The sequence below is a fragment of the Candidatus Nanopusillus massiliensis genome (genome assembly GCF_920984865.1).
Window position 1 is genome coordinate 252,468 of sequence record NZ_OV100765.1, and the last position, 839, is coordinate 253,306.

The 839-nt window shown below is 30.2% G+C and carries 2 protein-coding genes and 1 pseudogene; all 3 read left to right on the forward strand.

Translation table 11 applies throughout. The features are described 5' to 3' along the window. The first annotated feature begins 102 nt into the window (after positions 1–102). The gene (locus tag LUA84_RS05180) at positions 103–234 is read left to right on the forward strand and encodes a helix-hairpin-helix domain-containing protein (RefSeq protein WP_231434167.1); all 132 of its coding nucleotides are present in this window, start codon (positions 103–105) and stop codon (positions 232–234) included. A 191-nt stretch (positions 235–425) separates the two neighbouring features. Further along, a complete protein-coding gene (locus LUA84_RS05185; protein WP_256443587.1) occupies positions 426–563 on the forward strand; it encodes a hypothetical protein in 138 nt (45 codons plus the stop codon). Then, positions 553–839: pseudogene (locus LUA84_RS05190) on the forward strand (DNA repair and recombination protein RadA); the annotation flags it as partial. The gene LUA84_RS05185 and the pseudogene LUA84_RS05190, both read left to right, overlap by 11 nt.

The following is an 839-nucleotide window of genomic DNA, read 5'->3' on the forward strand; positions in this document are numbered from 1 at the left end:
GTTATCTAAGATATTTTCGATAAGTAAAGAAGAAATAAAGAACATTTTAATGAGAGAATTTAACTTTATATAAAATTATAAACTTTAATTATATATTTTGTAATGGAAGAGGAAGAAAAGAAACAAATTAAAGATTTGGAAGATTTACCTGGTGTAGGTCCAAAAACTGCACAGAAATTAAGAGAAGCTGGTATATTTTCATCAGAAATATCTTGCTGTATCTTCTTTTCATGAATTAGTAGAAAAAGTTGGACTAGGAGGAAGAAAATGCTGAAAAATTAGTAGAAATGGCTCAAGATATTGTTGGACAAGGATTTATATCTGCATATGATTTCTATAGCTCAAGAAAAGCTGTTGAAAGGATAACCANNGGTTGAAAAGCTCTAGATGATTTACTTGGTGGAGGTATTGAAACACAGGCATTAATAGAGGCTTTTGGTGAATTTGGTTCTGGAAAAACGCAATTAGGACATCAATTATCAGTTAATGTTAAATTACCAAAGGAAAAAGGTGGATTAAGCGAACCTGATAAACCAGCTCAGGCAGCTTATATTGCACACTGAAGGAACATTTAGACCAGAGAGAATTGTACAAATGGCAAAAGGTGTAGAACTGGACCAAGATAATGTATTAAAGAATATAATATTTATAAGGGCATATAATTCAGATCATCAACTAAATATTGTAAAGAAAATACCAAGTTTAATTCATGAAAGAAGAAATATAAGATTAGTAATTATAGATTCAATTACTGAACATTTTAGGGCAGAATATGTTGGAAGAAGTAACATAGCTGGGAAACAGCAAAAATTAAATCAGCACTTAAGAGATCTATTGAA

Bases quoted from the DNA above. Each gene is read 5' to 3' on its own strand.
- LUA84_RS05180 (WP_231434167.1), top strand. From the start codon at position 103: ATGGAAGAGGAAGAAAAGAAACAAATTAAAGATTTGGAAGATTTACCT.